The sequence below is a fragment of the Azospirillum formosense genome (assembly GCF_040500525.1).
Classification (GTDB): domain Bacteria; phylum Pseudomonadota; class Alphaproteobacteria; order Azospirillales; family Azospirillaceae; genus Azospirillum; species Azospirillum formosense_A.
Genome location: NZ_CP159402.1, coordinates 976,823 through 1,001,776, shown reverse-complemented (window position 1 = coordinate 1,001,776; position 24,954 = coordinate 976,823). Strand labels below are relative to the sequence as shown.

Below are 24,954 nucleotides of genomic sequence, written 5' to 3'. Positions count from 1 at the left end.
CTCCCGCGCACCGGTCGCAACCCCGGAAGACCACAGAAAAAAGCCCCTCCCCGGTCTCCCGGGAAGGGGCTTTCCATGGCGGAACTCCTGAAGGCGCGTTACGCCTTGAGGATGCCGCGTCCGGCGAAGCGGGCGGCGGTGCCGAGCATCTCCTCGATGCGGATCAGCTGGTTGTACTTGGCCAGCCGGTCGGAGCGCGACAGCGAGCCGGTCTTGATCTGGCCGCAGTTGGTGGCCACCGCCAGATCGGCGATGGTGCTGTCCTCGGTCTCGCCCGAGCGGTGCGACAGGACCGCCGTGTAGCCGGCCTTGTGGGCCATGTCGACGGCCTCCAGCGTCTCCGACAGCGTGCCGATCTGGTTGACCTTGACCAGGATCGAGTTGCCTACGCCCTTCCGGATGCCGTCGGCCAGACGCGCCGGGTTGGTCACGAACAGGTCGTCGCCGACCAGCTGCACCTTGCCGCCGATGGCGTCGGTCAGCGCCTTCCAGCCTTCCCAATCGTCCTCGGCCATGCCGTCCTCGATCGAGATGATCGGGTAGCGGCCGACCAGATCGGCCCAATAGGAGACCATCTGCTCCGGCGCCAGCGACTTGCCCTCGCCGGCCAGCTCGTACTTGCCGTTCTTGAAGAATTCGGTCGAGGCGGCGTCGATGGCCAGCATGACGTCGTCGCCCGGCTTGTAGCCGGCGGCCTCGATGGCCTTCATGACGAAGCCCAGCGCGTCCTCGGTCGAGGCGAGGTTGGGGGCGAAGCCGCCCTCGTCGCCGACGTTGGTGTTGTGGCCGGCGTCCTTGAGCTTCTTCTTGAGCGCCTGGAAGATCTCCGAGCCCATGCGGATGGCCTCGGCGGCGCTCTCGGCGCCGACCGGCATGACCATGAACTCCTGGATGTCGATCGGGTTGTCGGCGTGGGCGCCGCCGTTGATGATGTTCATCATCGGCACCGGCAGCAGGTTGGCGAAGGCGCCGCCGACGTAGCGGAACAGCGGCAGCGCGGCCTCTTCCGCCGAGGCCTTGGCGACGGCGAGCGAGACGCCGAGGATGGCGTTGGCGCCGAGCCGGCCCTTGTTGGGGGTGCCGTCCAGCTCGATCATGGCGAGGTCGAGGGCGCGCTGGTTGGAGGCGTCCAGCCCGGCGATGGCGTCGAAGATCTCGCCGTTGACCGACTCCACGGCCTTCAGCACGCCCTTGCCGCCGTAGCGGCCCTTGTCGCCGTCGCGCAGCTCCACCGCCTCGTGCGCGCCGGTCGAGGCGCCCGACGGAACGGCGGCGCGGCCGAAGGCGCCGGATTCGAGCAGGACGTCCACCTCGACGGTCGGGTTCCCACGGCTGTCGAGGATCTCGCGGGCGTGGATTTCGGTAATGGCGCTCATGTTTGTCCTTCCTCCGCGTTGCGCGCGTCCGCTGGGTGATCTTTCCAGGCGGATGATCTTTCCAGGCGAAAAAGAAGCGCGCGGGCTTGATAGCCTTGCGTGCCGGGGGATGCAAGGCCGCTGGGACGCAAACACGCAGGGAAGAACACCCGGACGGCGGAGCACCCTATCCGGTTGTGCAGCGCACCTGCTTCCAAAGTCGCATAGACCACCTTGTCCCGTACCCGTAGCGTTCTAACGTTCGCTAGCGGGGCCGCCCGCGGCGGGCGGCAACAGCCCCTGGGAATCACCCCAAGGCCAATCCAAGCGCGGAGGACCCAACCATGAAGACCTGGCGCAAGCCCCAGATCGTCGAAATTCCCGTCGGCACCGAAATCAACGCCTACGCCTGCGCCCGTCTCTGAGCGCCGGCCCGTTGCCATGCGTGACGACCGCCGCCTGATTTGGACCGCCTGATTTGGATTGCCTGATTCGGGCCGCCTGACTCGGAAAGACACCCGATGCTGACGATTCTCGTCCTTGGCTCCGCCGCGGGCGGCGGTTTTCCGCAGTGGAACTGCAACTGCGCGGGCTGCCGGCGCGCCCGCTCCGGCGACTTGGCGGCCCGTCCGCGCACCCAGTCGTCGCTGGCGGTCAGCGGCGGCGACGGGCGCTGGCTTCTGCTGAACGCCTCGCCGGACATTGGCCGGCAGATCCTCGCCAACCCGGCGCTGCATCCGCAAAACGGTCTGCGCCACAGCCCCATCGCCGCGGCGGTGCTGACCAACGCCGACATCGACCATGTGGCGGGGTTGCTGACGCTGCGCGAATCCCAGCCGTTGGCCGTCTACGCCACCGACCGGGTGCACGGCGTGCTGGAGGCGAACGCCGTCTTCCGCGTGGTCAACCCGGAGCTTGCGCCGCGCCGCGCCATGGCGCTGGACCGGCCCTGGGTGCCCGCCGACGCCGCCGGAACCCCCTTCCCCTTCGAGGTCGAAGCCTTCGCCGTGCCCGGCAAGGTCGCGCTCTATCTGGAGGACCCGACCGCCGCCGGCTTCGGCTCTGTGGCGGAGGACACGGTGGCGCTGCGCATCCGCGACCGCAACGGCGACGGGGAGTTCTTCTACATCCCCGGCTGCTCGGCGATGCCGGGCTGGCTGGCCGACCGGCTGCGCGGGGCGCCGCTGGTGCTGTTCGACGGCACCACCTGGACCGACGACGAAATGATCCGCGCCGGCACCGGCAGCAAGACCGGCCAGCGCATGGGCCACATGGCGATGTCCGGCCCGGACGGCTCCATCGCCGCCTTCGCGGGGCTGGGCGTGCGGCGCAAGGTCTTCGTCCACATCAACAACACCAACCCGGCGCTGCTGGACGACTCGCCCGAGCGGGCCGCCGCCACCGCCGAAGATTGGGAGATCGCCCACGACGGGATGGAGTTCACGCTATGACGTCAGCGCTGTCGCGCGAGGAGTTGGAACGCGAGTTGCGCGCCATCGGCGAGCGCCAGTACCACGACCTCCACCCCTTCCACAAACTGCTGCACGGCGGCAAGCTGAAGCGCGGGCAGGTCCAGGCCTGGGCGCTGAACCGCTTCTACTATCAGGTCTGCATTCCCCGAAAGGATCTGGCCTTGATGGCGCGGATGGACGATCCGGCGCTGCGCCGCATCTGGATCCAGCGCGTGCTCGACCATGACGGCTTCGGCGAGAGCCGGGAGCGCGAGGAAGGCAAGGTCGGCGGGATCGAGCGCTGGCTGCGCCTGACCGACGGGCTGGGTCTGGACCGCGACTATGTCACCTCGCTGAGGGGCATCCTGCCGGCGACCCGCTACGCCGTCGATTCCTATGTCAACTTCGTGTCGAGCAAGTCGACGCTGGAGGCCGTCGCCTCGTCCCTGACCGAGCTGTTCGCCCCGGCCATCCACCGCGAGCGCATCGCCGGGTTCGAGGCCTATTACGCCTTCGCCAACGACGCCACCCTGTCCTACTTCCGCAAGCGGCTGGACGAGGCGCCGCGCGACGTCGAGTTCGGGCTCGACTACGTGCTCGACAACGCCCGGACGCCGGAGCAGCAGCAACAGGTGATCGCCGCCCTGCGCCACAAGGCGGAGCTTCTGTGGGCGCAGTTGGACGCGCTGCACCACGCCTATGTGTCGCCCGCCCTGATCCCGCCCGGCGCCTTCGTTCCGGACGACATGGAACCGACGGTCTACCGGCGATGACGGACGGTGTGACCGAGGAGGACCGGGTCCGGCTGGCCCCCGGCGTCATGCTCCGCCAGGACCGGGTGCGCGGCCACTGGCAGCTTCTGGGGCCGGAGCGCGTGCTGATCCTGGACGAGGTGGCGCTGGAGGTGGTGCGCGCGGTCACCGCATCATCCCAGGCGGGCCAGCCTCCGGTGACGGTGGCCACGGCCATCGGGACGCTGGCCGCGCAATTCGACGCGTCGCGGGACGAGATCGCCGCGGATGTGTTGGAGTTGTTGGGCGACATGATTGCGAAAGGGTTCCTGACCCGATGACCTTCTGTGGCGCCACGACCGGACTGGAACCGCCGCTGGCCCTGCTGGCGGAACTGACGCACCGCTGCCCGCTGCGCTGCGCCTACTGCTCCAACCCGCTGGCGCTCGACCCGGCCAGCCGGGAGCTGGACACCGCCGCCTGGTGCCGCGTGCTCGACGAGGCTGCGGACCTCGGCATCATCCAGGTGCATTTTTCCGGCGGCGAGCCGACGGCGCGCAAGGACCTGGAGGCGCTGATCGCCCACGCCACCGCGGCCGGGCTCTACGCCAACCTGATCACCTCGGCGGTTCTGCTCGACCGGGCGCGGCTGGAACGGCTGCGCGACGCCGGGCTCCAGCATGTGCAGATCGGCTTCCAGGACACGCAGCCCGCCAAGGCCGAACTGATCAGCGGCTTCCCCGGCGGCCAGCCGAAGAAGCTGGAGGTGGCGCGCGCGGTCACCGACGTTGGCATGGCGCTGACCGTCAACGCCATCGTGCAGCGCCACAACATCGACCGGGTGGACGATTTCATCGACATGGCGCTGGAGCTGAAGGCGGGCCGCATTGAGATCGCCAACGTCCAGTATTACGGCTGGGCGCTGAAAAACCGCGCCGCCCTGATGCCGACCCGCGAGCAGCTGGTCCGCATGGACGAGCGGGTGCGCGCCCGCCTGCCGGAGCTGAAGGGCCGGCTGGTCGTCGATTATGTGGTGCCCGACTATTACGCCAAGCGCCCGAAGGCCTGCATGGGCGGCTGGGGCCGCAAATTCCTGAACGTCACGCCCAGCGGCGCGGTCCTGCCCTGCCATGCCGCCGAGACGATCCCCGGCCTGACGTTTGATCGGGTGACGGAGCGCCCGCTGGCCGACATCTGGGCCAATTCCACCGCCTTCCAGCGCTACCGCGGCACCGACTGGATGCCGCAGCCCTGCCGGAGCTGCGACCAGAAGGAGATCGACTGGGGCGGCTGCCGCTGCCAGGCGCTGGCGCTGACCGGCAACGCCGACAACGCCGACCCGGTGTGCGATCTGTCGGAGCATCACGGCCGGCTGGGCGACATCGCGGCGGCGGACGGCGGAACGGCCGAGACGCCGATCACCTACCGGAGCTTCAGCCTGTAAGGGCGGGCCACCCTCTCCCCGCTTCCGGACAGCCACAGGCCCGCCGGTCCCGTCAGCCCAAACGTCGTTTGAGCGTGAGCGGAGGGGAGAGGGGACTGGCTCACTTCTTCGGGGTGCCCGCCGCCGAGGCGCTGGTCTTGGAACCGCCGACTGCGGCGATCCGGCCCTTGATGTCATCATAGACGTTCTGCGGGACGATCTTCTTGCTGACCAGTTCGTCCTTCGAGCGGTAGGGGCGGTTCTTCATGATCGCCTCGGACCGCGCCTCGCCGATTCCCGGCAAGGTCTGAAGCTCGTCCTTGCCGGCGGTGTTGAGGTCGATGACCTTGGCCTTTGCGGTCGACGACGACCCGCTGCCCATCGGCGGCGCGGTGGTGGCGCCGCTGTGGCCCGGCGGCATGGCCGGCTTGGCCTGCGGCATGGGTGCGGTGGACGGCGTTGCGGACGGCGCGGTCGATTGCGCGACGGCGGGAACGGCGATCATCGCGCCAAGGCTGGCGACGGCGGCGATGGCGCACAGGCGGATCGGCTTCATGGCGTTGCTCCATGGCTCAACCCGCGGGCGCTCCACCGGTAAGCGCGGCGCCCGCGGTGCCTTGGGCAACGCCGGGACCGGCACGCCGTTCCCGGACCTGTCCTTTCGTCAGGCTCTCTTGTCAGGCCTTCGCCAGACGGTCGAAGGCCTGGAGCCGCGCCAGCAGGGCCGGCATCTCCTTCAGCGGGACCATGTTCGGGCCGTCGCTGGGCGCGCAGTCCGGATTCTCGTGGGTTTCCATGAAGACCGCGGCGACGCCCACGGCGATGGCGGCGCGGGCCAGCACCGGAACGAACTCGCGCTGGCCGCCGGAGGTCGTGCCCTGCCCGCCCGGCTGCTGCACCGAATGGGTGGCGTCGAACACCACCGGGAAGCCGGTCTCCGCCATGATCGGCAGGGAGCGCATGTCCGACACCAGCGTGTTGTAGCCGAAGCTGGCGCCGCGCTCGCACAGCAGCACCTTGTCGTTGCCCGACGCCACCAGCTTCGCCGCGACGTTCTTCATGTCCCAGGGGGCGAGGAACTGGCCCTTCTTGACGTTGACCGCCCGCCCCGTCTTCGCCGCGGCGATCAGCAAATCGGTCTGGCGGCACAGGAAGGCGGGGATCTGGAGAACGTCCATCACCTCGGCCACCGGGGAGCACTGGTCGGCCTCGTGCACGTCGGTGATCACCGGGCAGCCGAACCGCTCCTTGATCTCGGCGAAGATCGGAAGCGCCTTGTCCATGCCGAGGCCGCGCGCGGTGCTGATGGAGGTGCGGTTGGCCTTGTCGAAGGACGACTTGTAGATCAGCCCGATGCCGAGCGCGCCGGTCATCTCCACCAGCGCCGCCGCCGTCTCCAGCGCGTGGTCGCGGCTTTCCATCTGGCACGGTCCGGCGATCAGGGTGAAGGGCCGGTCGTTGGCGATGGTCAGGTTGCCGATCTGGACGGTCTTGGCGGTGGTCATCCCGTGCTCTCCAAAAAGCAATGCGAGGGGACTCTTGCCGACGGCCCCTCGCGCTGCCCATTCCTTCCCAGATATCGGCGATCCCGGTCAACCGGAATGGCGTCAACCCAGATGCTGCTTGAAGAAGGCTGTCGTGCGCCCGTTGGCAAGCTCCGCCGCCTCGGCGTCGAAATGAGCGCCGCCGGCGCGGGCGAAGGCGTGGTCCACACCCGGATAGACGTGGGCGGTGACGTTCGGGTTGCCCTTCACCGCGGCCAGGATCTTCTCACGGGCCTCCGCCGGGACGAACTGGTCCTTCTCGGCGATGTGCATCAGCAGCGGCTTGGTGATGCTCGCCGCCTCGCCGGTCAGACCGTCGAGGCCGACGCCGTAGTAGCTGACGTTGGCGTCGGAATCGGACCGCGCCGCCATCATGAAGGCCAGCCGGCCGCCCAGGCAGTAGCCGACCGACCCGGCCTTGCCCGTGCAGTCGGGGCTCTGGCGCAGCCACGCCAGCGTGGCCTTGAGGTCGTCCACCGCCTTGTCCTGGTCCATGCCGTTCATCAGGGCGAAGGCGCGGTTCCACTCCTCCTGAGTCTTGTCGGTGATCTGCACGCCCGGCTCCTGCCGCCAGAACAGGTCCGGGCAGACGGCCAGCCAGCCCTGGGCGGCGAAGCCGTCGCACAGGTCGCGCATGACCTGGTTGACCCCGAAGATCTCCTGGATGACGACGAGTCCCGGCGCCGGTCCGCCGCCCGCCGGCTTGGCCACATAGGCGGAAAAGCTGCCGCCGTCGCCGGCGGGGATGCTGATGTCGGTCATGGTGTCTCCCAACCCTTGGTTTTGCCTTCGGCTCTCCGGGGTCCCTTGGTTTTCCCCCGGCCCATAACGCAAAAGCGGCGGCCGTTGGCTCGGCCGCCGCTGTCACTATACCCACCGGAACCCTGGAACCGGAACGCGCGGGGGAGGAATGCCCTCCCCCGTTCGGCGCATCAGACCAGCCGGCTCTGCTCGATCGCCGCCTTGATGAAGGAGGTGAAGAGCGGGTGCGGGTCGAAGGGCTTGGACTTCAGTTCCGGGTGGAACTGCACGCCGATGAACCAGGGATGGTCCGGAATCTCGACGATCTCGGGCAGCTCGCCGTCCGGCGACAGGCCGGAGAACAGCAGGCCGACCTTCTCCAGGCGATCCTTGTAATAGACGTTCACCTCGTAGCGGTGGCGGTGCCGCTCGGTGATGTCGGTGGTGCCGTAGATCTCCGCGACCTTGCTGCCGGGGACCAGCTTCGCCGGGTAGGTGCCGAGCCGCATGGTGCCGCCGAGGTCGGTGCCTTCCGTGCGCTTCTCCAGGCTGTTGCCGCGCATCCACTCGGTCATCAGGCCGACCACCGGGTTGCCGGGCTTGCCCAGCTCGGTCGACCCGGCGTCGACGATGCCGGCCATGTTGCGGGCCGATTCGATCACCGCCATCTGCATGCCGAAGCAGATGCCGAAGTACGGCACCTTGCGCTCGCGGGCGAACTGGGCGGCGCGGATCTTGCCCTCCGTGCCGCGCGAGCCGAAGCCGCCCGGCACCAGGATGCCGTGGACGTTCTCCAGCCGCTGCACGGCGCTGTCGTCCTCGAAGATCTCCGAGTCGATCCAGTCGAGCTTGACCTTGACGTTGTTGGCGATGCCGCCGTGGGTCAGCGCCTCGGCCAGCGACTTGTAGCTGTCGAGCAGGCTGGTGTACTTGCCGACGACGGCGATGGTCACCTCGCCCTGCGGCTTGCGCACGCGCTCGACGATGCTGGTCCAGCGCGACAGGTCCGGCTTGCCCTCGGTCGGCAGGCCGAAATAGGCCAGCACCTGGGTGTCGAAGCCTTCCTCGTGGTAGCTGACCGGAACCTGGTAGATCGAATCGACGTCCAGGGCGGCGATCACGCGCTCCGGACGGATGTTGCAGAACAGCGCGATCTTGCGGCGCTCGTTGTCCGGGATCGGACGGTCGGCGCGGCAGAGCAGGATGTTCGCCTGGATGCCCATGCCCAGCAGTTCCTTCACGGAATGCTGGGTCGGCTTGGTCTTCAGCTCGCCCGCCGTCGGGATGTAGGGCAGCAGGGTCAGGTGGATGAACAGGGCGTTCTCCGGACCGACCTCGTTGCCGAACTGGCGGATGGCTTCCAGGAAGGGGGTCGACTCGATGTCGCCCACCGTGCCGCCGATCTCGCAGAGGATGAAGTCCTCGTCGGTCGTGTCGGCGCGGATGAAGTCCTTGATCTGGTCGGTGACGTGCGGAATGACCTGCACGGTGGCGCCCAGATAGTCGCCGCGGCGCTCCTTGGCGATCACGGTCGAATAGATCCGGCCCGTGGTGATGTTGTCGCCACGGCGCGCGGCCACGCCGGTGAAGCGCTCGTAATGGCCGAGGTCGAGGTCGGTCTCAGCGCCGTCGTCGGTCACATAGACCTCGCCGTGCTGGTACGGGCTCATCGTGCCGGGGTCCACGTTCAGGTACGGGTCCAGCTTGCGAAGCCGCACCTTGTAGCCGCGCGCCTGGAGAAGCGCCCCAAGCGCCGCCGACGCCAGACCTTTGCCCAGCGAGGAAACGACGCCACCGGTGATGAAGATGTAGCGAGTCATGTCCGTCCGAAGACCTTCAGAGCCTGATCCGTTCCCCGAATTCGGACCGCCCCCCGGGCGCTGCCCAGATCGACGATCCTCAAAAGAAAGAGGCGGCTTCGGGGGAGGCCGCCTCACGTCAGACCCGGCCGGAGCCGCGTCGCGCTGTGCCTGGCCGCCTTTACTGGGCGACCGGCGGGGCGGGCTGCGCCGGCGCCGCCGGCTGGGCGGGAGCCGCCGGGGCCACGGGCTGGGCCGGCATCGTGTCGATGATCGAGGTCGGCGCCTTGTGCGCGCCCGCCAGGACCGCCAGGACCAGGCTGGTCGCCATGAAGCAGCCCGCCAGGATGCCGGTGGTCCGCGTCAGCAGATTGGCGGTGCCGCGGGTGGACATCATGCCCCCCATGTTGCCGCCGCCGATGCCGAGACCGCCGCCTTCCGACCGCTGGATCAGGATGACCCCGACCAGCGCCAGGGCGATCAGCAGGTGAATGACCAGAAGCACCGATTCCATGCAGCCCGTTCCCTTGATCCCTTCCCGGAGCGATCCGCAGGGACCGCCCAAACCAACAGCGCGCCACGGACCTTGGCAAGGGCCCGTGGCGCGCGCCCACTGTTTTTAACGCGGTCCTGCGCGATATGCTAGCGGCAACTGGTGGCGATCGCCCAGAAATCGTCCGCCTTCAGCGCGGCGCCGCCGACCAGCGCCCCGTCCACATTCTCAACCGCCATCAGTTCCGCCGCGTTGCCCGGCTTGACCGAGCCGCCGTAGAGGACGCGCACGGCGTCGGGATCGGCGGTCTTGCCGGCCAGCTCCGCGCGGATGTGGGCGTGCATCGCCTTGACGTCGTCGGGCGTGGCGGTCTTGCCGGTGCCGATGGCCCAGACCGGCTCGTAGGCGATGACGGTGTTCGCCGCGGTGGCGCCCTCCGGAATCGAGCCTTTGAGCTGGCTGGCGACGACGGCGTCGGCCTGCCCGGCGTCGCGCTGGGCCTCCGTCTCGCCGACGCAGATGATGGCGATCAGGCCCGCCTTGTGGGCGGCCGCCGCCTTGGCGGCGACCTGCGCGTCGGATTCGGCGTGGTCGGCGCGGCGCTCCGAATGGCCGAGGATGACGTAGCGGCAGCCGGCGTCGGTCAGCATGGCCGGGCTGACGTCGCCGGTGTGCGCGCCGGAGGTCTTGGCGTGGCAGTCCTGCGCGCCGAGCGCCAGCGGGCTGCCGGAGATGGCGTCGCCCACCGGGAACAGCAGCGGGAAGGGCGGACACACCAGCATGTCGAAGGCGACCGTCCCGGCCCCCGTCAGGCGCCCGGCGAGGTCCGAGGCCAGATCCAGCCCATCGGCCTTCAGCCCGTTCATCTTCCAGTTCCCGGCAATCAGTTTGCGGCGTGCGGCCATGGCGTTTTCGTCCTCCGGCTCTCGTTTGTTGGTGCGGGTGTTCGTTGGCAAAGTGCGCCCCCTGTCTAGCAAGGAGCGCCGGGCATTTCCACCCGTCCAACGGGTTCTTTCCGATGGGGAATCGCGGGGGAAATGGGGTGTTGCCGGGCTTTCGCGGGGTGCCTATGATGCCGCCCCGGCCGCAGGGCCGCCCTTTGCGCACTCACTTCGGGTCCCATGCTTCAGTTCATCCGCACTTACGCCGGTTCGTGGGTCGTCAAGATCCTGTTCGTGCTCCTCATCGTCAGCTTCGCGGCCTGGGGCATCGGCGACATGATCCGCACAGGCGGGATCTCCAGCACCGTCGCGTCCGTCGGCAAGGTGGACATCGACCGGGCGGAGCTGGACCAGGAGTTCCGCCGCCAGATGGAGCGGCTGCGCCCGATGCTGGGCGGCAACCTGACGACGGAGCAGGCGCGCCAGTTCGGCCTGCTCGACCAGTCGCTGTCGGCGCTGGTGCAGCGCGCGCTCTACGATCAGGCCGCGCGCGACGCCGGAATCTCGGTCGGCGCGGACGTGGTGCGCCAGCGCATCGCCGAGGAGCCGGCCTTCCGCAATGCGCAGAACCAGTTCGACGCGAACCAGTTCCGCAGCGTGCTGCGCAACAACCAGCTCACCGAGGACGGCTACGTCGCCCTGCTGCGCCGCGAGACCGCGCGCGACCTGGTGGCCGGGGCGGTCGGCGCCGGGGTGACCCCGCCGAAGCCGCTGGTCCAGGACCTCTACCGCTTCCGCGGGGAGCGCCGCGTGGCCGAGGTGGTGACCCTGCCCAACGCCGCCATCGGCGACGTCGGCGTGCCCGACGAGGCGGAGCTGACCCGCTATTACGAGGACCATCAGGTCCGCTTCACCGCGCCCGAATACCGCGCGCTGAGCATCGCCCAGCTCTCCGCCGACGAGATCGCCAAGGACATCCAGATCCCCGACAACGAGCTGCGCGCCGCCTACGATGAGCGCGCCGACGAGCTGGGCACGCCGGAGCGCCGCACGGTGGAGATGGTCCTGGCCGACGACGAGGCGAAGGCGAAGCAGATCGCCGAGGCCGCCAAGGCGAAGGGTCTGACCGCCGCCGCCAAGGACGCCGGGATCGACGTCATCACGCTGGACAACGTCACCCGCAACGAGTTGCCGGAGATCGGCGACGCCGCCTTCGCCCTGGCCCAGGGCGCGGCCAGCGACGCGGTGCGCAGCGGGCTGGGCTGGCACGTCATGACCGTCACCGCCATCCAGCCGGGCGCCACCAAGACCTTCGAGGAGGCCCGCGACCAGCTACTGGCCGAGCTTCGCAAGGAGAAGGCGATGGATTCGCTCTACTCCATCGCCAACCGTGTCGAGGACCAGCTCGCCAGCGGTGCCCCGCTGGAGGAGGTCGCCCAGGCCCAGTCGCTGCCCATCGCCAAGATCGCCGCGGTGGACAGCAGCGGCAAGGCGCCGGACGGCAAGGACGCCGCCCCGGGCCGCCCGAACTTCGCCGCCATGGTGCAGACGGCCTTCCAGCTCGCCTCCGGCGCCACCTCCAACCTGACCGAAGCGCCCAACAACGTCTTCTACGCCGTGCGCGTGGACGGCGTGACGCCGGCCGCCCCGAAGCCGCTGGCCGAGGTGCGCGATCAGGCCGTCGCCGGCTGGCAGGACGACAAGCGCGCCAAGCTGGCCGCCGAGAGGGCCCAGGACATCGCCGCCAAGCTGAAGCAGGGCTCGGAGGCCGCGGCGCAGGACGTCGCCAGCCAGTCCGGCGCCAGCTTCGCCATGACCACGCCCTTCACCCGCGACGCCCGCTCGGTCGAGGGTCTGCCGGGCGAGCTGGTGCGCAAGCTGTTCGAGGTGAAGCCCGGCGAGACGGTGACCGGCGCCACCGCCGACAGCCAGGTCGTCGCCCGCCTGAAGGAGATCATCCCGGCGGACCCGGCGGCCAGCGACGCCACGCTCGCGACCGTGGAGAGCACCGTGGCCCAGGGGCTGGAAAGCGACATCATGGCCCAGTTCGGCAACGCGCTGCGCAACCGCTATCCGGTCGAGGTTCACCGCAACCGCATCGACCAGTTCTTCGCCAGCGGCAACTAACCCAACTCCGTCGCCCACTCAGTCGAGGCCCGTCCCGTGAAGGTTCAGCCGGAATTCGCCGCCTTCCACACCGCCTATGTGGCCGGCAAGCCGCAGGTGGTGTGGACCACGCTGGTCAGCGATCTGGAGACCCCCGTCTCCGCCTACATGAAGCTGGCCGACGGGCGCCCCTTCGGCTTCCTTTTCGAATCGGCGGAGCGCGGGGCGGGGTCGCGGCGCGACCGCTACTCGGTGATCGGCTTCAAGCCCGATCTGGTGTGGCGCTGCCGCCGCGACCGGGCGGAGGTGAACCGCAACGCCCTGCACGACCGCGATGCCTACGAGCCCATCGACGCGGCCCCGCTGGAGTCGCTGCGCGCCCTCATCAACGAGAGCCGGATCGACCTGCCGGACGCCCTGCCGCCGATGGCCGCCGGCCTGTTCGGCTACCTGACCTACGACATGGTCCGGCTGATGGAACGGCTGCCGGACGACAACCCGGACGAGCTGGGCATTCCCGACGCCATCCTGTCGCGCCCCAGCATCGTCGCCATCTTCGACAGCCACACCGATTCGGTGACTCTGGTCACCCCGGTCTGGCCGAAGCCGGGGGTCGACGGCACCGCCGCCTACGGCGACGCCCGCGAGCGTCTGATGGACGCGGTGGCCGACCTGGAGCGCCCCCTGCCCTACCGGCGGGAGCCGCGGACCAAGGACGGGCTGCCGCTCGCCTGGACCTCCAACACGACGCGCGAGGAGTATCACGCGATCGTGGAGCGGGCGAAGGAGTACATCCGGGCCGGCGACATCTTCCAGGTTGTGCCGTCCCAGCGCATCCGCTTCCCCTTCAAGCCGTCGCCGCTGGCGCTGTACCGCACGCTGCGCCGCCTGAACCCGTCGCCCTTCCTGTTCCACTGCGACTTCGGCGAGTTGTCGGTCGTCGGCTCCAGCCCGGAGATCCTGGTGCGCGTGCGCGACGGCAAGGTGACCGTCCGCCCCATCGCCGGCACCCGCAAGCGCGGCGCCACGGCGGCGGAGGACCAGGCGCTGGCCGAGGACCTGCTGAGCGACCCCAAGGAGCTGGCCGAGCACCTGATGCTGCTCGATCTCGGGCGCAACGACGTGGGCCGCGTCGCGCGCACCGGCACGGTCAAGGTGACGCAGAAGATGATCGTGGAGCTGTACAGCCACGTCATGCACATCGTCTCCAACGTCGAGGGCGACCTCGACCCCAAGCACGACGCGCTGGACGCGCTGATCGCCGGCTTCCCGGCCGGCACCGTGTCGGGAGCGCCGAAGGTCCGCGCCATGCAGATCATCGACGAGCTGGAGAAGGCCCGCCGCGGCGTCTACGCCGGCTGCGTCGGCTACTTCGGCGCGTCGGGCGCCATGGACACCTGCATCGCGCTGCGCACCGCGGTCCTGAAGGACGGGATGATGTACGTGCAGGCCGGCGGCGGCGTGGTCGCCGACAGCGATCCGGAGGCCGAGTACCAGGAGACCGTCAACAAGTCGATGGCCCTGATCCGCGCCGCGGAGGAAACCGTCCGCGAGACCTCCGCCCGGTAAGGACCGAATGCCCCTCGATGCGCTGCTGCTGCCGCTGATCATCAAGATCGTGGCGGCGGCCCTGGTCGTCGTCGTCGCCTCGCTGGCGGCGGAGAAGGCCGGCCCCTTTTACGGCGGCATGATCACCGCCCTGCCCGTCTCCACCGGACCGGCCTTCGTGCTGCTGGCGATGGAGCATGGCGACGGCTTCGTCGCCGACGCCGCCCTGTCGGGAATGGTCGGGAACGCGACGATCGTCCTCTATCTGGCGCTTCTGGTGCGGATCGCCCCGCGCTGGAGCATGCCCGCGACGGTCGCCACCAGTTCCGTCTTCTGGATCGCGGTGGCGGCCACCCTGCGCTCTGCCGTCGACTGGACGCTGCCGCTGGCGGTTCTGCTGACGCTGGCCTGCTACGGGATCGCCGCCTGGGCGGTGTCGGCGCCGATCCCGCAGGACGGCATGGTCCGGTCGGCGCGGTCGCGCTGGTACGACATTCCGGCCCGCGCCGGCCTCGTCGGCCTGCTGGTCGCCACGGTGACGACGCTCAGCCACAGCATCGGGCCGGCGGCCACGGGAATCGCCGCGGTGTTCCCCATCGCCCTGACGAGCCTGACGGTGATCCTGCACGGCCGCATGGGCGGCGGCGTGGTCGCCGCGGCGATGCGCAGCGCGCTGCTGACCAACCCCGGCCTCGCCCTGGCGCTGACCACCGCCCATCTGCTGGCCGAACCCGCCGGACGGTTCGTCGCGCTCGGCGCCGCGCTGGCGGTGTCGCTGTCCTGGGCCGGCGGCCTGCTGGTGTGGCGGCTGCGCCGCCCGGGCTGAGAGGCGCTAGCCGGCCTGTCCGCCGAATTCGAACCCGGCGCCTTCCACGGCCGTCTTCACCGTCTCGGGGGCGACGCCGCCCTCGACGGCCACGGTGCCGGCGTCGAGGTCGACCGTCACGGCGGCGCCCGGCGCCAGCTTGCCGATGGCGTTGGTGACGGAGCGGGCGCAGCCGCCGCAGGTCATGCCGCCGACCTTGTAGGTGTCAGCCATGGAACTCTCCTCAAGCGGGACCGGCGGTCACCCGCCGGTGTGATGGGCGCGCACGACGGCGCTGACCGGAACCAGGACGAAGCCGCGTTTCTGCACGTCCGGCATCCAGGAGGCCAGTGCGTCGATTGTCGCATCGTGCGGGTGCCCGATGGCGATGGCGTAGCCCTGCTTGCGCGCCACCTGCTCCGTCTTGGCGAGCTGGCCGCGCACCGCCGGCACGGTCATCTCGTTGTCCAGAAAGATGTCACGACCGGCGAAGGGCATCTGAAACTCCCGCGCGAGGGTCAGGCCGGCGCTCTTCGCGGTGGTCCGGCTGTCCAGCCACAACAGGCCGCGCCGCGCGATCTCCCCCAGCACGGGCGCCATGGCCGCGGAATCGGCGGTGAAGCGGCTGCCCATGTGGTTGTTCACCCCGACATAGCCGTCGAAGCTGTCCAGCGCCATCTTGGTCCGGCGCAGGATCTCTCCCTTGTCGAGCGACACGCGCAACGCCTGCGGCCCCGGATCGGCGGCGCCGCTGGGCTCCATGGGCAGGTGCAGCATCAGCTCGTGCCCGGCGGCACGGGCGGCGCGGGCCTGGGCCGGCAGCTCATGGGCGTAGGGCAGCCAAGCCAGCGTCAGCGGCGCCGGCAGCGACACCGCGCGGTTCGATCGCTTGCGGTCCACGCCCATGTCGTCGATGACGATGGCGATGGCCGGCTTGCCCGGCGGGGCGCGGAAGGGCAGCGCGTTCTTCTTCCACAGCGGCGCGCCGGGAGCCACCTTGGGCAGTTCCTGCGGGGCGACGGGAGGCGGCAACATCGCCACCACCGGCTTCGGAGTCAGGGCCGGCGGCGGGGGCGGCGCGGGAACCGGAACGGGGGCCGGGGCCTCGGTCACCTGGGGAGGCGGCGCGGGAACGGGCGCCGGAACGGGTTCGGCCTCGCGAACCGGCGGGGGCGGAGGCGGGGGCGGCGCGTCGGCGACCTTGGGCGACGGCGTCTTGATCGGCGCGGCAGCGGGCGGGATGGCCGGGGCGATGACCGGCGCCTCCCGCTCCACGACGGTCTCCGTCTGCGGCGCGTCGCGCCCGATGATGAAGCGCGCGCCGAGCGCCACCGCGAAGACCGCGATCACCCCGGCCAGCGCCAGCAGGACCGGCGAGACGGCGCGCCCCGATGCGGCGGGCGTTTTCGGCGATGGCTTCCGTGCCGCGGCTTTCTGTGGCTTGCGCGGCGTTTTCTTGGCCATAGGAAGGAATCTCGAACCCTGGTTTCCGGTTTGAGCGCAAGGTGGCACCCCCGCACCGTCCCTTGCAACAGCGGAGCGGGGTGGAGGCTCCCGCCGGCTGGGACTATGCTGTGACCCGCCATGCTCCAAACTTTGATCCTGCTGGCGGTTCTTCTCGCCGCCATCGCACGCCCGGCCCTCGCCGAAGAGGTCCGCTGCCCGTCGAACCTGACCGTGCAGGCCCAGCCCGAGGCCCCCGGCGGCTGGTCGCCCTACCCGGCGAAGGACCAGCACGCCTTCGCGGGCGTCGCGCTGGTGGAGGGCGACCGGGCGGCGCAGATGGCGTCTCCCACCCAGGCCCCCTCTATGGCCGCCACCCCGGCGGCGCTGGAGCCGGACCGCAGCCTGCGGCGGGGCCGCTCGGAGACGCGGCAATGGGACTTCCCCGCCGCCCGGCGCGGCAACGTCTTCCTGATCTGCCGCTACGCCGGGACGCAGGCCACGCTGGCGATCGACCTGCCGCGCACCGTGCGGCGCTGCCAGATCACCGAGGAGACCGACGCGCGGGGCATCGTCCTGGACAAGCCGGCGGCGACGCCGCAGTTCCTCTGCCGCTAACCCGCCGACGCCAAGCCCCTGCCGCCCAGTCTCGGCTGTTTCCGGGTTCGGACGGGCTGGAAATCCGCCGCTTCAGCCGCTAGGGTACCCGCCTTGGAACAAGGCCGGAACGCTATTCCGGGACGATTGGGCCGTGAACAACGGACCGGAAACGACAGGCCGGAAGGATGCCGGGGCGCCCCATGCTGCTGCTCATCGATAACTACGACAGCTTCACCTACAACCTCGTCCATTACCTGGGCGAACTGGGCGCCGAACTGGACGTCCGCCGCAACGACAGCCTGACGGTGGAGGAGGCCATGGCGCTCCGCCCCGAAGGGATCGTGCTGTCGCCCGGCCCCTGCGACCCGGACAAGGCGGGCATCTGCCTGCCGCTGATCGACGCCGCCGCCCAGGCCGGCGTTCCGCTGATGGGCGTGTGCCTGGGCCATCAGGCCATCGGGCAGGCCTTCGGCGGCACGGTGCTGCGCGCGCCGGTGCCGATGCACGGCAAGGTCAACCGCATGTTCCACCAGGGGCGCGGCGTCCTGAAGGACCTGCCCTCTCCCTTCCGGGCCACCCGCTACCATTCGCTGATCGTCGAGCGCGCTACCCTGCCCGCCTGCCTGGAGGTGACCGGCGAGACGGAGGACGGCCTGATCATGGCGCTGTCCCACCGCGAGCTGCCGATCCACGGCGTGCAGTTCCACCCGGAAAGCATCGAGAGCGAACACGGGCACAAGATCCTGGAAAACTTCCTGAACACGACCCGCCGGCTGGAGACCGCCGCATGAGCACGCCGTCCACGCCGCACGGCGACCTGACCGACATGAAGGCCATCCTCGCCAAGGTCGCCGCCGGCAACGCCCTGAACGAACCGGAGGCCTCGCTGGCCTTCGACATCATCATGTCGGGCAACGCCACCCCGTCGCAGATGGGCGGCTTCCTGATGGCGCTGCGCGTGCGCGGCGAGACGGTGGACGAGATCACCGGGGCCGCCCGCGTCATGCGCGCCAAGGCCATCCCGGTGGAGGCCCCGGACGGCACCATCGACACCTGCGGCACCGGCGGCGACGGCTCCGGCACCTACAACATCTCCACCGCCGCCGCGGTCGTCATCGCCGCCTGCGGCGTGCCGGTGGCCAAGCACGGCAACCGCGCCATGTCGTCCAAGTCGGGCGCCGCCGACGTGCTGGGCGCCCTGGGCGTCAACCTCGACTGCGACATGGGTCTGGTGCGCAAGGCCCTGTGGGACGCCCGCATCGGCTTCCTGATGGCGCCGCGCCACCACCTCGCCATGCGCAACGTCGGCCCGACCCGCGTGGAGCTGGGCACCCGCACCATCTTCAACCTGCTGGGCCCGCTGTCCAACCCGGCCAGCGCCAAGCGCCAGCTTCTCGGGGTCTACGCAAAGCAGTGGGTGGAGCCGCTGGCCCACGTGCTGAAGCGCCTGGGGTCGGAGGCCGCCTGGATCGTCCATGGCTCCGACGGGCTGGACGAGATCACCACGACCGGCCCGACCACCGTCGCCCAGCTCAAGGACGGCGAAGTCACCGTGTTCGAGATCGAGCCCGAGCAGGCCGGCATCTTCCGCGCCCGGCCGGAGCTTCTGAAGGGCGGCGACGCCCACGTGAACGCCGAGGCCATCCGCGCGCTGTTCGACGGCGCCCAGGGCGCCTACCGCGACATCGTGCTGCTGAACGCCGCCGCCGCGCTGCACGTCGCGGGCAAGGCCGGCGACCTGAAGGAGGGCGTCGAGCGGGCCCGCCACGCCATCGACAGCGGTGCCGCCCGCGCCGTGCTCCAGCATCTCGTGTCCATCACCCATTCGTCCATCTCCAACGAACCGGTTGCCGCGCCATGAGCGACGTCCTGACCCGCATCTGCGACGACAAGCGCGCGCTGGTCCAAGCCCGCAAGTCCGCCCGCCCGCTGTCCGCGGTGGAGGACGCCGCCCGCGCCGCCGATCCGGCGCGCGGCTTCATCCGCGCGCTGCGCCGCACGGTGGACGGGGGCCGCTACGGCCTGATCGCCGAGATCAAGAAGGCCAGCCCGTCGAAGGGCCTGATCCGTCCGGACTTCGACCCGCCGTCGCTGGCCCGCGCCTACCGCGAGGGCGGCGCCACCTGCCTGTCGGTGCTGACCGACGAGCCCTATTTCCAGGGCTGCGACGACTATCTGCTGGCCGCCCGGGCCGCGGTGGACCTGCCGGTGCTGCGCAAGGACTTCATGGTCGATCCCTACCAGATCGCCGAATCCCGCGCGCTGGGCGCCGACTGCATCCTGATCATCATGGCCGCGCTGAGCAACGCGCAGGCGGCCGAGATCGAGGAAACCGCCATCGCCTGGGGCCTCGACGTGCTGGTCGAGGTGCACAACCGCGAGGAGCTGGACCGCGCGCTGGCGCTGAAGACCCCGCTGCTCGGCGTCAACAACCGGAACCTCAAGACCCTGGCGGTGGACATTGCCACGACCGAGGAGCTGGCGGCCCATGTGCCCGCCGACCGGATGCTGGTGGCCGAAAGCGGCCTGTACAGCCCGGCCGACCTGTCGCGCATGGCGGCGGTCGGGGCGCGCTGCTTCCTGGTCGGTGAATCGCTGATGCGGCAGGAGGATGTGACCGCGGCCACCCGCGCCCTGCTCGCCTGAGACCAATTAAAAAAAAGCAATGGGGAGGAGCGACGCCGTGCCGAACGTGACCATTGCCCGTGAAAGCCCGCTCCAGGACGAGGTGGTTCGGCTCATCGAGGAGCTGGACCGCTATCTGGGCGACCTCTACCCGGCCGAGAGCAACCATCTGCTCGACCTGCGGTCGCTGGCGAAACCGGACATCCGCTTCCTGGTCGCCCGGCGGTCGGGGGCCGTCGTCGGCTGCGGCGCCATGCGCATCGACACCGAGGGCGGCTATGGCGAGGTCAAGCGGATGTTCGTCCAGCCGACCGCGCGCGGCGGCCAGATCGGGCGCCGCCTACTGGAGCGCATCGAGGACGAGGCCCGCGCCGCCGGCTTGTCCCTGCTGCGGCTGGAGACCGGTGTCTACCAGGACGAGGCCATCGCCCTCTACCGCAAGCAGGGCTTCGCCGACCGTGGCCCGTTCGGCCCCTACGGCCCGGACCCGCTGAGCCTCTTCATGGAGAAACCCCTATGACCGACCAGCCCGCAAGCGGCTTCACCCATTTCGACGCCGAAGGCCGCGCGGTCATGGTGGACGTGTCCGGCAAGGCGGATACGGAACGCACGGCGACCGCCCACGGCTCCGTCCTGATGCAGCCGGAAACGCTGGCGCTCATCCTGCAGGGCGGCGTCAAGAAGGGCGATGTCCTGTCGGTGGCCCGCCTCGCCGGCATCATGGGGGCCAAGCGCACGCCGGACCTGATCCCGCTGTGCCACCCGCTGATGCTGACCTCGGTCAAGGTGGACCTGACCTGCGACCCCGACCGCAACGCCGTGGACATCACCGCCACCTGCAAGCTGAAGGGCCAGACCGGCGTGGAGATGGAGGCGCTGACCGCCGTGTCGGTCGCGGCGCTGACCGTCTACGACATGTGCAAGGCGGTGGACCGCGGCATGACCATCACCGAGGTGAAGCTGCTGCACAAGGCCGGCGGCAAGAGCGGCGACTGGGGGAGCGCGGTCTGATGCTGCAGGTCGGTGACGCCCGCGCCCGCATCCTCGCCGCCTTCACCGCCCTGCCGGCGGAGACGGTGCCGCTGCCCGACGCGCTGGGGCGCGTCCTGGCGGAGCCCGCCGTCGCCCGCCTGACCCAGCCGCCCTTCGCCGCCGCCGCCATGGACGGCTGGGCCGTCCGCGCCGCCGACATCGCCCGGGCCGCGGCGGATGCGCCCGTCACCCTGCGGCGCATCGGCGAGTCCGCGGCCGGCCACGCCTTCGCCGGATCGGTGGGCGCGGGCGAGGCCGTGCGCATCTTCACCGGCGCCCCCCTGCCCGCCGGGGCCGACGCCGTGGTGATGCAGGAGGATTGCGAGGACGCTGGGGACCGCGTGCGCGTCGGACGGGCCGTGTCCGCGGGGCGCTTCATCCGCCCTGCCGGCCTGGACTTCACCGCGGGCGAGGACCTGCTTCCCAAGGGACGGCTGCTCACCGCCCGCGACGTCGCCCTGGCCGCCGCGGCCAACCTGCCCTGGCTGCGCGTCCATCGGCGCCCGCGGGTCGCCGTGCTCGCCACCGGCGATGAGATCGCCCTGCCCGGCGATCCGCTGGGTCCCAGCCAGATCGTCAGCTCCAACGCGCTCGGCCTGTGCGCCTTGGTCACCAGCCAGGGCGGGCTCGCCCACAACCTCGGCGTGGCCAGGGACGATCCGGAGCATCTCGCCGCCATGGCCGCGGGGGCGGCGGGCTGCGACCTGCTGGTGACCACCGGCGGCGCCTCGCAAGGCGAGCACGACCATGTGCGCGACGTGCTGGGGGGACTGTCGCTGGATTTCTACCGGGTCGCCATGAAGCCCGGCAAGCCGTTGATCTTCGGGACGGCGAACGGCGTGCCGCTGCTCGGCCTGCCCGGAAATCCGGTGTCCACAGGGGTGGCCGCCGTTCTGTTCCTGGTGCCCGTCCTTCGCCGTCTCCAGGGGTTGCCCGCCGGGAACGCCACGCTCGCCGCGCGGCTCGGCGCGCCGCTGAAGGCCAACGACGACCGCACGGATTTCCTGCGCGCCACCCTGTCCACCGGACCGGACGGCGAGCCCGTCGCCACCCCCTTCCCGCGCCAGGACAGCGCGATGATGTCCCGGCTGGCCCGGGCCGATGCCCTGATCGTCCGCGAGCCGCTGGCAACCGCCGCCGCCGAGGGCGACCGCGTCACGGTGATCCCGCTGAGCGGCGGCGTCCTGTCGCTTTAATCCCTTTCGCGCCGGCCCTCCCATTGGCGATCTTTTCGGGAGTCCTGTCTGTCGATTTGCGATTGATTTCATCCGTAGGGCTTGACGGGGGTTGGGAACCAAACTAGAACAAGAAGGAACGTTTTGCTTTTGTTCCATATCTAGTGCGGAACCGGCCGGGAGGCACAAATGCTCACGCGCAAGCAGCATGAATTGCTGCTTTTCATCAACGAGCGGCTCGGGCAGGGCGGTGTGTCCCCTTCCTTCGACGAAATGAAGGACGCTCTCAACCTGAAGTCCAAGTCGGGCATCCACCGCCTGATCACCGGGCTGGAGGAGCGCGGTTTCATCCGCCGCCTGCCCCACCGCGCCCGCGCGCTGGAGGTGTTGCGCCTGCCGGAGGGGCTTGAGACCGCCCCCCCCCGGCCGCCGCGCGCCAAGTTCCAGCCCAACGTCATCAAGGGCGACTTCAGCTTCGCCGGACGGGAGGCGAACCCGGCGTCGGAATCGGTGCAGCTTCCGCTCTATGGCCGGATCGCCGCCGGCACGCCCATCGAGGCGCTGCGCGACAGCTCCGCCTTCGTGGACGTTCCCGCCGCCATGCTCGGCATGGGCGACCACTACGCGCTGGAGGTCGCCGGCGATTCCATGGTGGAGGCCGGCATCCTTGACCATGACACGGTGGTCATCCAGCGCTGCGACAGCGCGGAGAACGGCTCGATCGTCGTCGCCCTGGTCGATGACGCCGAAGTCACGCTGAAGCGCCTGCGCCGCAAGGGCAACACCGTCGCCCTGGAGCCGGCCAACGCCGCCTACGAGACCCGCATCTTCGGCGCCGACCGGGTGCGGGTGCAGGGCCGCCTCGTCGGTCTGGTGCGGAAGTACTGACGGCAGAATGCTCCGGGGCGGCGGTTCAACGCCCCCCGGACTTTTCATCGGGGAGCTGTCCTCCCATCGTCCACGGGCGGTCGCCGCGCCGTCCGCGCACGCTTTCCACCCGGATGCCGTTGTCCGACAGGTAGAGCGCGTGCGCGCCCTCCCTCCGCAGGCGCCAGCGGTCGATGACCAGCGGCGCCCGGCATCCGCGCGACGGGGTGGCGGTCACCACCGCGTCGGCCATCGCGCAATCCTCCGGCAGGGCGTCGGGCTGGCGCAGAAGCGCCACCGTCCTCCCCTCCGCACGGTAGAGGCATCCCAGGGCGTCGCAGCGCAGCCGCCCGTCCAGACTGACCCCGGCGAGCGGCCAGACGTCCTGCCCGGCTTTGTCCTCCGGTTTCTCCATGCCGTCGCGCCGCCGCCAGCTGTCGGCCACACGCCCGTCGCTGGCGGCGGACAGGCTGAGAAGCCCCTCCGCGCTGCGCACGGCCATCAGTTTCCCGTCCTCCGAGACCAGAACATCCGGCCGTGGAGCGAAGACCGGAGCGACCAGCCCTCCCGCCACCGCGACCACGCCCAGCCAGCGCCAGCGTCCCGTCCAGATGGCCAGCCACAGCCCGCCCAGAGTGACCGCCGCGATGGCCGCGTCCGGCATGGCCGGCAGGAAGGCCGTCGCTCCGGGCAGCGCCGCGGTGCGCTCCGCCGTTTCTATGACCAGCCGGACTCCCCAGCTCATCGCCGTCACCGCCGGCCCCTCCAGCCCGAAGGGAAGCAGCAGGTAGGACAGCAGGCTGAAGGGCATGATCCACACCGTCGTGATGGGGATCGCCACCATGTTGGACAGCACGCCGTAAAAGGCGACCTGTTGGAAATGGTAGAGCCCGTAGGGCGTCGTCGCGACCGTCGCCACCACGCTGGAGAAGGCGATGCCCCCCAGAGCCATGACGCCCCTGCCGAGCCAGCCCAGGTCGCGCCGCCGCCGCACCGCCCAGGGCGTGAAGCGTTCGAAGGCGGCGATCAGGGCGACGACCGCCGCGAAGGACATCTGGAAGCTCGGCCCCAGCATTCCCTCCGGGTCGTAGAGAACGGTGACGACGCCGGCGAAGGCGACCAGACGCATGCTGATCGGCGACCGGTCGGCGATGACCGCGCCCATGACGAGGCCGGTCATCAGCACCGACCGCAGCGTCGGCAAGGGCGCGCCCACCAGCAGCGTGTAGAGGATGGCCGACAGGATGCCGGCCAGCGCCGCGATCTTCTTGATCGGCCAGCGCAGCGCGATCCAGGGAACCAGCGCCAGCAGCGCGCGCACCACCCAGAAGACGATGCCCGCGGCGATGCCCACATGCAAGCCGGAGATGGACAGGAGATGCGCCAGACCGCTGTCGCGGAAGGCGTCCATCATCGGCTCGGGGATCGCCGCGGCGTCGCCGTTCAGCAGGGCGGCGGTGACGCTGGCCTCCGCGGAGTCGGCGACGACGGCGCGCACCCGCTCGGCGATGGCGGCGCGGGCCTGCTCGAAAGCCACCGTCACCCGGCGCCAGCCGCCGGGCGGCGGCGCCTCCTGCGCGACGGGGGCGCCCAGGACGAAGCCGACCGCGCCGAACCCCTCGAAATAGGCGCGGCGCTGCAGGTCGAAGGCCCCCGGCTCGGCCGGGGCGGCCGGCGGGTGGAGCATGGCGCGCAGCCGGACCACCGTTCCAGCCTCCGGCGGAGCCACCTTAGCCGGCAGATGCAGGCGGACCCGCGCCGGCGTCGCCTGCGGGGTCAGCCGGTCCACGATCGGGTCCCCGATCATCAGCCGCGTCCCGGTGGGTTGCCGCTCAACCGCCAGCACGCGCCCGGTCACCTGCACCGGCCCAAGCTCGCGCGTCAGCATCGGCGCCGCCGCCGCCACGCTGTGGAGTTGCGCCGCCGCGAAACCCAGAGCGACGCTCAGCAGCCCCAGAAGCAGGACCACCGGCGCCAGTCGGCGCCGCGCCAGCCACAGCAGGGGCAGGCAGCCGACCGCGGCACCCGGCCCCAGCCAGAGCGGCGGTTCCGCGGGCAGGCCGAAGTAGAGCGCCACGCCCGCCCCGGTCCCCACCGGCAGCCACAGGGCCCAGCGCTCCCGCTCCGCGGTGAGGCACTCCGCCGCCGCCGCCAAGCGCGCGGGGACGCCGCGACGGAGCGGAGCGGCGCCGTCCCCGCCCTCCGCCGCCATACCACCGGCCATGCCCTCTTCAACCCCGTGGGCCATACTGTCGCCTATGCGCGCAAGGCAAATGCCTCCGGCGCCGTTAATGTGTTACACCACCGCACCACCGCAGTCGCACCGCAGCAGCCG

The 24,954-nt window shown here is 70.4% G+C and carries 26 protein-coding genes; 16 read left to right on the top strand and 10 right to left on the bottom strand.

What is annotated here, in order from left to right:
• Positions 1-98: 98 nt before the first annotated feature.
• Entirely contained in the window at positions 99-1,376 is a 1,278-nt protein-coding gene (gene eno / locus ABVN73_RS04770) for a phosphopyruvate hydratase (RefSeq protein WP_353859150.1), read from the bottom strand.
• A 323-nt stretch (positions 1,377-1,699) separates the two neighbouring features.
• Here eno and pqqA point away from each other — a divergent pair, with 323 nt between their 5' ends.
• From pqqA to pqqE, 5 genes are all read left to right on the top strand, one after another.
• A complete protein-coding gene (gene pqqA, locus ABVN73_RS04765) occupies positions 1,700-1,780 on the top strand; it encodes a pyrroloquinoline quinone precursor peptide PqqA (protein WP_353859460.1) in 81 nt (26 codons plus the stop codon).
• Positions 1,781-1,876: 96 nt separating this feature from the next.
• Entirely contained in the window at positions 1,877-2,806 is a 930-nt protein-coding gene (gene pqqB, locus ABVN73_RS04760) for a pyrroloquinoline quinone biosynthesis protein PqqB (protein ID WP_353859149.1), read from the top strand.
• On the top strand, positions 2,803-3,579 hold the full coding sequence (pqqC, locus tag ABVN73_RS04755) for a pyrroloquinoline-quinone synthase PqqC (protein WP_353859148.1): 777 nt from the start codon (positions 2,803-2,805) through the stop codon (positions 3,577-3,579). Before pqqB ends, pqqC begins: the two co-directional genes overlap by 4 nt.
• Entirely contained in the window at positions 3,576-3,878 is a 303-nt protein-coding gene (locus ABVN73_RS04750; protein WP_353859147.1) for a PqqD family peptide modification chaperone, read from the top strand. The genes pqqC and ABVN73_RS04750 overlap by 4 nt, the downstream gene beginning before the upstream one ends.
• The gene (gene pqqE / locus ABVN73_RS04745) at positions 3,875-4,981 is read left to right on the top strand and encodes a pyrroloquinoline quinone biosynthesis protein PqqE (RefSeq protein WP_353859146.1); all 1,107 of its coding nucleotides are present in this window, start codon (positions 3,875-3,877) and stop codon (positions 4,979-4,981) included. Before ABVN73_RS04750 ends, pqqE begins: the two co-directional genes overlap by 4 nt.
• 100 nt (positions 4,982-5,081) lie before the next feature.
• Here pqqE and ABVN73_RS04740 read toward each other — a convergent pair whose 3' ends face one another.
• The 6 genes from ABVN73_RS04740 to tpiA form a co-directional block, all read right to left on the bottom strand.
• Entirely contained in the window at positions 5,082-5,516 is a 435-nt protein-coding gene (locus ABVN73_RS04740; protein ID WP_353859145.1) for a helix-hairpin-helix domain-containing protein, read from the bottom strand.
• A 121-nt stretch (positions 5,517-5,637) separates the two neighbouring features.
• Positions 5,638-6,465, bottom strand: a complete 828-nt coding sequence (gene kdsA, locus ABVN73_RS04735) for a 3-deoxy-8-phosphooctulonate synthase (protein WP_353859144.1) — start codon at positions 6,463-6,465, stop codon at positions 5,638-5,640.
• Between the two features lie 102 nt (positions 6,466-6,567).
• Positions 6,568-7,266, bottom strand: a complete 699-nt coding sequence (locus ABVN73_RS04730) for a dienelactone hydrolase family protein (RefSeq protein ID WP_353859143.1) — start codon at positions 7,264-7,266, stop codon at positions 6,568-6,570.
• 170 nt (positions 7,267-7,436) lie between these two features.
• Positions 7,437-9,065, bottom strand: a complete 1,629-nt coding sequence (locus tag ABVN73_RS04725; protein WP_353859142.1) for a CTP synthase — start codon at positions 9,063-9,065, stop codon at positions 7,437-7,439.
• Positions 9,066-9,225: 160 nt separating this feature from the next.
• Complete coding sequence (gene secG, locus ABVN73_RS04720) at positions 9,226-9,558, bottom strand: preprotein translocase subunit SecG (RefSeq protein ID WP_137140418.1); 333 nt, start codon at positions 9,556-9,558, stop codon at positions 9,226-9,228.
• A gap of 128 nt (positions 9,559-9,686) precedes the next feature.
• Positions 9,687-10,442, bottom strand: a complete 756-nt coding sequence (gene tpiA, locus ABVN73_RS04715) for a triose-phosphate isomerase (RefSeq protein ID WP_353859141.1) — start codon at positions 10,440-10,442, stop codon at positions 9,687-9,689.
• Positions 10,443-10,658: 216 nt separating this feature from the next.
• Between tpiA and ABVN73_RS04710 the strand changes: the two genes are divergently transcribed.
• The 3 genes from ABVN73_RS04710 to ABVN73_RS04700 are packed head-to-tail and all read left to right on the top strand — an operon-like array spanning position 10,659 to position 14,898.
• Positions 10,659-12,545, top strand: coding sequence for a SurA N-terminal domain-containing protein (locus ABVN73_RS04710; RefSeq protein ID WP_353859140.1), 1,887 nt, complete (start codon positions 10,659-10,661; stop codon positions 12,543-12,545).
• A 36-nt stretch (positions 12,546-12,581) separates the two neighbouring features.
• Positions 12,582-14,093, top strand: a complete 1,512-nt coding sequence (gene trpE / locus ABVN73_RS04705; protein WP_353859139.1) for an anthranilate synthase component I — start codon at positions 12,582-12,584, stop codon at positions 14,091-14,093.
• 7 nt (positions 14,094-14,100) lie between these two features.
• Positions 14,101-14,898, top strand: coding sequence for a hypothetical protein (locus ABVN73_RS04700; RefSeq protein ID WP_353859138.1), 798 nt, complete (start codon positions 14,101-14,103; stop codon positions 14,896-14,898).
• Positions 14,899-14,904: 6 nt separating this feature from the next.
• Here ABVN73_RS04700 and ABVN73_RS04695 read toward each other — a convergent pair whose 3' ends face one another.
• Together ABVN73_RS04695 and ABVN73_RS04690 are read right to left on the bottom strand one after the other, a co-directional pair.
• Positions 14,905-15,111 carry a heavy-metal-associated domain-containing protein gene (locus ABVN73_RS04695; RefSeq protein WP_353859137.1) on the bottom strand — a complete coding sequence of 69 codons (207 nt, stop codon included), beginning with the start codon at positions 15,109-15,111 and terminating at the stop codon, positions 14,905-14,907.
• 27 nt (positions 15,112-15,138) lie between these two features.
• Positions 15,139-16,341 carry a divergent polysaccharide deacetylase family protein gene (locus ABVN73_RS04690; RefSeq protein ID WP_353859136.1) on the bottom strand — a complete coding sequence of 401 codons (1,203 nt, stop codon included), beginning with the start codon at positions 16,339-16,341 and terminating at the stop codon, positions 15,139-15,141.
• Between the two features lie 120 nt (positions 16,342-16,461).
• Between ABVN73_RS04690 and ABVN73_RS04685 the strand changes: the two genes are divergently transcribed.
• The 8 genes from ABVN73_RS04685 to lexA all read left to right on the top strand — a co-directional run bounded on the left by ABVN73_RS04685 (position 16,462) and on the right by lexA (position 22,640).
• A complete protein-coding gene (locus ABVN73_RS04685) occupies positions 16,462-16,938 on the top strand; it encodes an STY0301 family protein (RefSeq protein WP_353859135.1) in 477 nt (158 codons plus the stop codon).
• A gap of 182 nt (positions 16,939-17,120) precedes the next feature.
• Complete coding sequence (locus ABVN73_RS04680) at positions 17,121-17,711, top strand: aminodeoxychorismate/anthranilate synthase component II (RefSeq protein ID WP_353859134.1); 591 nt, start codon at positions 17,121-17,123, stop codon at positions 17,709-17,711.
• On the top strand, positions 17,708-18,781 hold the full coding sequence (gene trpD, locus ABVN73_RS04675; protein ID WP_353859133.1) for an anthranilate phosphoribosyltransferase: 1,074 nt from the start codon (positions 17,708-17,710) through the stop codon (positions 18,779-18,781). The genes ABVN73_RS04680 and trpD overlap by 4 nt, the downstream gene beginning before the upstream one ends.
• Complete coding sequence (gene trpC, locus ABVN73_RS04670; RefSeq protein ID WP_353859132.1) at positions 18,778-19,566, top strand: indole-3-glycerol phosphate synthase TrpC; 789 nt, start codon at positions 18,778-18,780, stop codon at positions 19,564-19,566. The genes trpD and trpC overlap by 4 nt, the downstream gene beginning before the upstream one ends.
• Before the next feature lie 37 nt (positions 19,567-19,603).
• A complete protein-coding gene (locus tag ABVN73_RS04665; protein ID WP_353859131.1) occupies positions 19,604-20,065 on the top strand; it encodes a GNAT family N-acetyltransferase in 462 nt (153 codons plus the stop codon).
• Complete coding sequence (gene moaC, locus ABVN73_RS04660; RefSeq protein WP_353859130.1) at positions 20,062-20,556, top strand: cyclic pyranopterin monophosphate synthase MoaC; 495 nt, start codon at positions 20,062-20,064, stop codon at positions 20,554-20,556. The genes ABVN73_RS04665 and moaC overlap by 4 nt, the downstream gene beginning before the upstream one ends.
• Positions 20,556-21,773, top strand: coding sequence for a gephyrin-like molybdotransferase Glp (glp, locus tag ABVN73_RS04655; protein ID WP_353859129.1), 1,218 nt, complete (start codon positions 20,556-20,558; stop codon positions 21,771-21,773). The genes moaC and glp overlap by 1 nt, the downstream gene beginning before the upstream one ends.
• A gap of 168 nt (positions 21,774-21,941) precedes the next feature.
• A complete protein-coding gene (gene lexA, locus ABVN73_RS04650) occupies positions 21,942-22,640 on the top strand; it encodes a transcriptional repressor LexA (protein ID WP_353859128.1) in 699 nt (232 codons plus the stop codon).
• A 25-nt stretch (positions 22,641-22,665) separates the two neighbouring features.
• Here lexA and ABVN73_RS04645 read toward each other — a convergent pair whose 3' ends face one another.
• Positions 22,666-24,843, bottom strand: coding sequence for a ComEC/Rec2 family competence protein (locus tag ABVN73_RS04645; protein WP_353859127.1), 2,178 nt, complete (start codon positions 24,841-24,843; stop codon positions 22,666-22,668).
• Between the last annotated feature and the right edge of the window lie 111 nt (positions 24,844-24,954).